The following is a 5,782-nucleotide window of genomic DNA, read 5'->3' as shown; positions in this document are numbered from 1 at the left end:
CGCCCCATCCACACCGACAGCTGTGTGCCGAGGCCGCTATAACCCAGTGAATAGAAGACGCCATCGTGCTCACCCGCATGCGGCAGGCGATCGGACGTCATATCCACCATGCCGCCCCAGCAGTAATCGATGCGCGATTGGCCGAATTGTGGGAACAGTGCGGTCATCGCCGCACGTAACACGTCGCCACTGCGCGAATCCGAGGTTGGATTGCTGACGGCAAAACGTGCGCGCCCCCCAAACACCAGGCGACGATCGGCAGTGGTGCGGAAGTAGTTGCCGATATTCAGCGAGGTCACATAGGTGCGATCTTTAGGCAGCACTTGTTCAATCAGCGCATCACCCAGTGGTTCAGTGACGACGATAAAGCTGCCCACCGGCACGATACGGCGCTGGAACCACGGGAACGGCCCTTCATTCGATACGCCGGTGGCCATCATGACTTTATCCGCGATGATCTCGCCCTGGGCGGTGGTGACGCGATGACGGTAGCCATCCAGGCGCGTCAAGCCGGTCACCGCGTGATGGGGAAAGATCTTCGCTCCCGCGCGAGCGGCGGCATTGGCGAGACCAATGCCGAACTTGCCCATATGCATCTGGCCACCGCGTTTTTGCAATAAGCCACCGTGAAAGGCATCGCTGCCCACTTCACGGCGAATCTCATCTTTACTGATCAACTCGATTTCCGGGTCAACTGTGTCACGCATCAGTTGCCATGCACTGCGCAGTCCGGGGAAATGCGACGCTTTGCTGGCGAGCTTGAGCTTTCCGCACAGGCGAAAATCACATTCAATCTGCTCTTCCCGCACCAGTTGCTGGACATAACTCACGGCGTCATCAAAAGCCCGATAGAAGCGACTGGCTTGCTCGATCCCCTGGCTGGCTACCAGCGAAGCAAAGTTTTGCGATACGCCGGTATTGCAGTGTCCACCGTTACGTGCGGAGGCCTGACTCATCACGTTGCCACTTTCCAGCACCACCACGTTGATACCCTGTCGTGCGAGATTCAGCGCGGTTGAGATGCCGGTAAATCCGCCGCCAATCACCACCACGTCAGCAACCGACGGCAGTGCGCCACTCGCTGCGCCAGTAAATGCCGGTGCCGTGGCTTGCCAGAATGATTCGAGTTTCATCGCCGCCTCCGGGCTTAGAGTCCAACCACAGCGGGCAGACCGCCGATATCTTTAATCTCGGTGTATTCATAAGCTGGGTTGGCCGGATCGTGACCCCGGTTGACCCACACTTTGTTTTTGATGCCCATGTCGTAGCAGGTCATCAGGTCATAGCGCAGGCTCGACGAAACATGCAGGATCTCTTCGGGACCGCAATTCAGCTTGTCCAGCATGTACTCGAAGCCTTTCATCTGCGGCTTGTACGCACCCACTTCTTCTGCGGTGATGGTCATGTGGATCGGTGCACCAAGACGCGGCACGTGATGGGGAATCAAATCGTTCATTGAGTTGGTGAGCAGCACCAGTGGGAACGCTTTCGCCACTTTGGCGAGTCCAGCTGGCACGTCTGGGTGCGGCCCCCAGGTGGCGCAATCGGTGTAGATAAAGTCGCTATCGGCTTTGCTCCACTGCACGCCCCATTTTTTACAGGTGCGCTCCAACGCATCGCTGACGACGTCGTAGTAAGGTTTCCACGCCCCCAGCACTTCATCGCGGCGATAGATGGCAAAATCGGTGGTGAAGGCCAGCATCTCTTGGGCTGACACCCGATCTTTGAAGCAGCGCTCTGCCGCTCCTGCCATGTCAAAGTTAATCAGGGTGCCGTAGCAATCAAAGGTGATGAATTTCGGTTTAAACAGTGCCATGACGCGACCTCGTCGTTGTCTGATACGTGAATTTAGAAATCGATTAATACACTCTTCTGGCGCTGGCAGGCCTGAAACGCCTGACGACCCAGATCCTTGCCAATACCGGAGCCAAGAAAGCCTCCAGTAGGAATAATGAAATCACCGGAGCGACCGTAGCGGTTGATCCATACGGTGCCGGATTCGATAGCACGCATCGCCCGCATGGCGCGTGGCAGGCTTAGCGTGTGCACACCGGCGCACAAGCCATAGGTTTCGTGCGCCGCCAATGCTAAGCCCTCTTCTTCGCTATCGAACTCCTGCACGGTCAGCACCGGGCCGAAGATCTCCTGCTGCACCGCCGGGTTATCTGCCGCCACGCCGCACAGTAAGGTCGGCTGCCAGAACCAGCCTTCGGCGGTATCCGCAAAACGTTCGCCGCCCACTAACACTTCTGCGCCCTGCGCTTTGGCTTCAGCGATCACCGATGCCACCTTGTTGCCCTGGCGCTCATCTATCAGCGGCGCATAACGGCTGCTGTCTTGCCAGGTGACACCCGGCTGCGGCTGCTGGCATAGCGCCACCAGGCGATCCAGCAGCGGTTGAGCGATGCCACGTTGCACAATTAAGCGAGTACCCGCGACGCATGCCTGTCCACCGTTGGCGGTGAAGCCGCGCAGGATGCGCTGTGCCAGGACATCGATATCGCCCGCATCATCGAACACCAGCTGTGGGCTTTTGCCACCTAACTCCAGCGTGACAGGCTTCATGCCATGCTGTGCTGCGTCACTCATGATGCGTGCACCCGTCACCGTGGAACCGGTGAACGAGACTTTGCGTACCAGCGGATGGGTGACCAGCGCGCTGCCGGTCACTGCACCACTGCCCTGCACAATATTCAGAATGCCCGCCGGTAAACCGGCCTGCACCGCCAGTTCCGCCATACGCACCGTAGAGAAAGGTGTCAGCTCCGAAGGTTTCAGCACCACGGCATTACCCGCTGCTAGTGCTGGACCGCATTTCCACGAGGCCATCGACAGCGGGAAATTCCACGGTGTAATCGCGCCAATCACGCCGTATGGCTCCGAAATCAGCATGCCGAGGCTGTTTTCCTGCGTCGGGAACAGATCGCCACTGTATTTGTCTGCGCACTCGGCGTAGAAACGGATGGCCTCTGCGGTAAACGGAATCTCATGCTGTACCACATCGCTAATGGGGCGCGTCGATCCCAGCGCTTCAAGCTGAGCCAGCAACGGATCGCTTTCAATCAGATCGGCCCAACGGCGTAACACTTTGCCACGTTGACGCGGTGGGCAGCTGCGCCAGCCACTGGTTTTCAGCGCTTCATGCGCCAGGGTGACAGCCCTTTCAACATCGCTGGCCTGGGCTTCGCTCAGCTCGGCATAGACTTTGCCATCAGATGGCCTTTTAACGGCAAAACGCGCGCCCTGGGTGGAAACATGCTGGCCACCAATATAATGGCCAATCGGGAGAGAAACTTTTTCAGGGTCGAAACTTAACATGGAAAATTCCTTATTTGTTACACCCATCACATGTGCGCCAATTAACGATTTGCACTACATTTATCTGTCACGTTAATAAGCTAATGCAGAAAGTATGCCAGCCCAGTAAAAAATAAAAATGCGTAAAAAACAGCCCAGAAAAATTTTCTGCCGTATTGAAGAGGGAAAATTTGCGGATTTGCCGAAGGAATAAACAGATGATTTACTTCACAAAATTCGTGCATCCCTACGGTGCAGCTCGCACGAAACTTGCACTAAAACGGTGATAGGCCGGAAAAGTATTACGCCGCGCACAAAATAAAACAGCGCCGTGAACCTGAGGTCGCCGGCGCTGTTTATGTAATTGGTGATGAAAGTCATTATGCGCAATGAATTGCGCGATTACCTATTTGGAGCGGTACGATTTAACACGCATTGCTGCATTTATAAACTGCCCATATGAAACGTTTTCTGCTCCAGGTACTCTTCAATTCCATAGCGCGAACCTTCACGTCCTAAACCGGATAATTTAATTCCGCCAAAAGGTGCCGCATCTAAAGATATCGCACCGGTATTAAAACCGACCATGCCAAATTCTAATGATTCCGCCACGCGCCAGGCTCGACGTATATTCTCCGTAAAGAAATAAGCGCCCAATCCATAAGGCGTGTCATTCGCCATGCGTATCGCCTCCTCTTCGCTATCGAAGACAAAAAGCGGTGCGACCGGGCCGAAGGTTTCTTCATGCGCAATACGCATACTGCTGGTGACATTACCCAACACGGTCGGCTCAACAAAGGTGCCATTCGCTGCACTGATCCCGCCACGCAGCAAGGTCGCTCCCTGACTAAGCGCATCATCAATATGGCTGTTTACCTTCTCAACAGCGCGATCGTTAATCAGTGGCCCAATCGTGCTACTGGGTTCAAAGCCATCCCCCACTTTAAGGGTTGCCACTGCCTCCAGGAGTTTCTCGCTGAAACGCTCATAGATACCGCGTTGCACCAAAATGCGATTGGCGCAGACGCAGGTCTGACCGGCATTACGGAATTTACTCGCCATGACGCCAGGGATAGTGACATCGAGATCGGCATCATCAAACACAATCAGTGGCGCATTACCGCCCAGTTCCAGGCTAAGGCGTTTAATGCTGTCGGCACTTTGTTGCATCAGCAGTTGGCCGACGCGCGTGGATCCGGTAAAGGAAATTTTGCGCACCGTGCGGCTGGCAGTCAGCGTGCTGCCGATCTCGGTGGGTAATCCGGTGAGAACCTGAAGTACGCCAGAGGGAAAACCTGCCCGCTCTGCCAGCACCGCCAGTGCCAGAGCCGACAGCGGCGTCAACTCAGAAGGTTTCACGATGATCGGGCAACCGGCGGCCAGCGCAGGTGCCACTTTGCGGGTAATCATCGCAATCGGGAAATTCCACGGCGTAATCGCTGCGGCCACGCCAACAGGTTGTTTTAGAACCAGAATGCGGCGGTCTTCACTGGGCGCCGGAATGGTATCGCCATAGATGCGGCGTGCCTCTTCAGCGAACCATTTAACAAAGCTGGCACCGTACAACACCTCGCCTTTGGCCTCTGCCAGCGGTTTGCCCTGCTCGGCGGTCATGATGACCGCCAGATCGTCCGCGTTATCGAGAATCAGCTGATGCCACTTATCCAGCAGCGCGGCGCGCGATGCATTTGGGGTTTTGCCCCAGCTGACACGCACCGACTCAGCATAATCTATTGCCTGCTCGGTTTCGGCTGCACCCAGTGCCGGAATAGTAGCAATCTGCTGTTGAGTGGAGGGATCGATGACCGACAGCGTGGCGCCCGCATGGGCGTCCTGCCAGCGCCCGCCAAACAACGCCTGCTGGCGTAACAGTTCTGCATCTTTTAGTTGAATCCGCGACATTTTCATCCCCTTTATCCTGTTCATTTCACTGTAACGTGGCGCAGCAGTTTAGGATGTTTTTCTAAGGGGTGGAAACCGGGCCAGGATGTGTTTTAGCGCGCCAAAAGAAATTTTATGCTGTGCATAAATGCGTCATTGATTACGGTGAGGTTTGTTGCCAGGTGCGCATGAATGCGTCATTGATTACGCTGCGGTTTGAGGCCAGGCGCGCAGGAATGCGCACCCTGTAGGAAATGTGTGGTCGCCATTTATGGCGACCACTGCATTAAATCTGGAAATCGATAGCAGGTTCAGACTCCGTTTCATAGGAGAGCGCCTGACGCTTAATCTCCTCCAGCGACAGATTGGCGTTACACAGTTCCAGAAACTGCCAGACGTAATTGCGTTGCAACTGGCCGCGCTTCAATCCTAGCCATACGGTGTTGGCATCAAACAGATGATGGGTGTCGATTTTCACCAAATCTTCACCTTCATAAATGTCGCACGCCTGATCAGCCAGGATGCCAACGCCGAGCCCCAACTCAACATAGGTTTTCACCACGTCGGAGTCCTGCGCGCTGAGCACGATATCCGGCTTTATACC

Annotated in this window: 5 protein-coding genes; all 5 read right to left on the bottom strand. The window is 55.4% G+C overall.

What is annotated here, in order from left to right:
* A partial coding sequence (locus tag RT340_RS21465) for an FAD-binding oxidoreductase (protein WP_313377685.1) occupies positions 1-1,133 on the bottom strand: 1,133 nt, incomplete at its 3' end.
* A gap of 14 nt (positions 1,134-1,147) precedes the next feature.
* The gene (locus RT340_RS21460) at positions 1,148-1,816 is read right to left on the bottom strand and encodes a haloacid dehalogenase type II (protein WP_097116702.1); all 669 of its coding nucleotides are present in this window, start codon (positions 1,814-1,816) and stop codon (positions 1,148-1,150) included.
* 32 nt (positions 1,817-1,848) lie between these two features.
* Entirely contained in the window at positions 1,849-3,318 is a 1,470-nt protein-coding gene (locus tag RT340_RS21455) for an aldehyde dehydrogenase family protein (RefSeq protein WP_313377684.1), read from the bottom strand.
* A gap of 423 nt (positions 3,319-3,741) precedes the next feature.
* Positions 3,742-5,199, bottom strand: coding sequence for an NAD-dependent succinate-semialdehyde dehydrogenase (locus RT340_RS21450; protein WP_313377683.1), 1,458 nt, complete (start codon positions 5,197-5,199; stop codon positions 3,742-3,744).
* Positions 5,200-5,464: 265 nt separating this feature from the next.
* The coding region (locus tag RT340_RS21445; protein WP_409566175.1) for a LysR substrate-binding domain-containing protein at positions 5,465-5,782 on the bottom strand (318 nt) is incomplete at its 5' end.

The organism is Pantoea sp. CTOTU50773, assembly GCF_032082325.1.
Taxonomy (GTDB): Bacteria; Pseudomonadota; Gammaproteobacteria; order Enterobacterales; family Enterobacteriaceae; genus Pantoea; species Pantoea communis.
The sequence above is the reverse complement of the archived record's forward strand: the minus strand, read 5'-3'. Positions and strand labels throughout refer to the sequence as shown.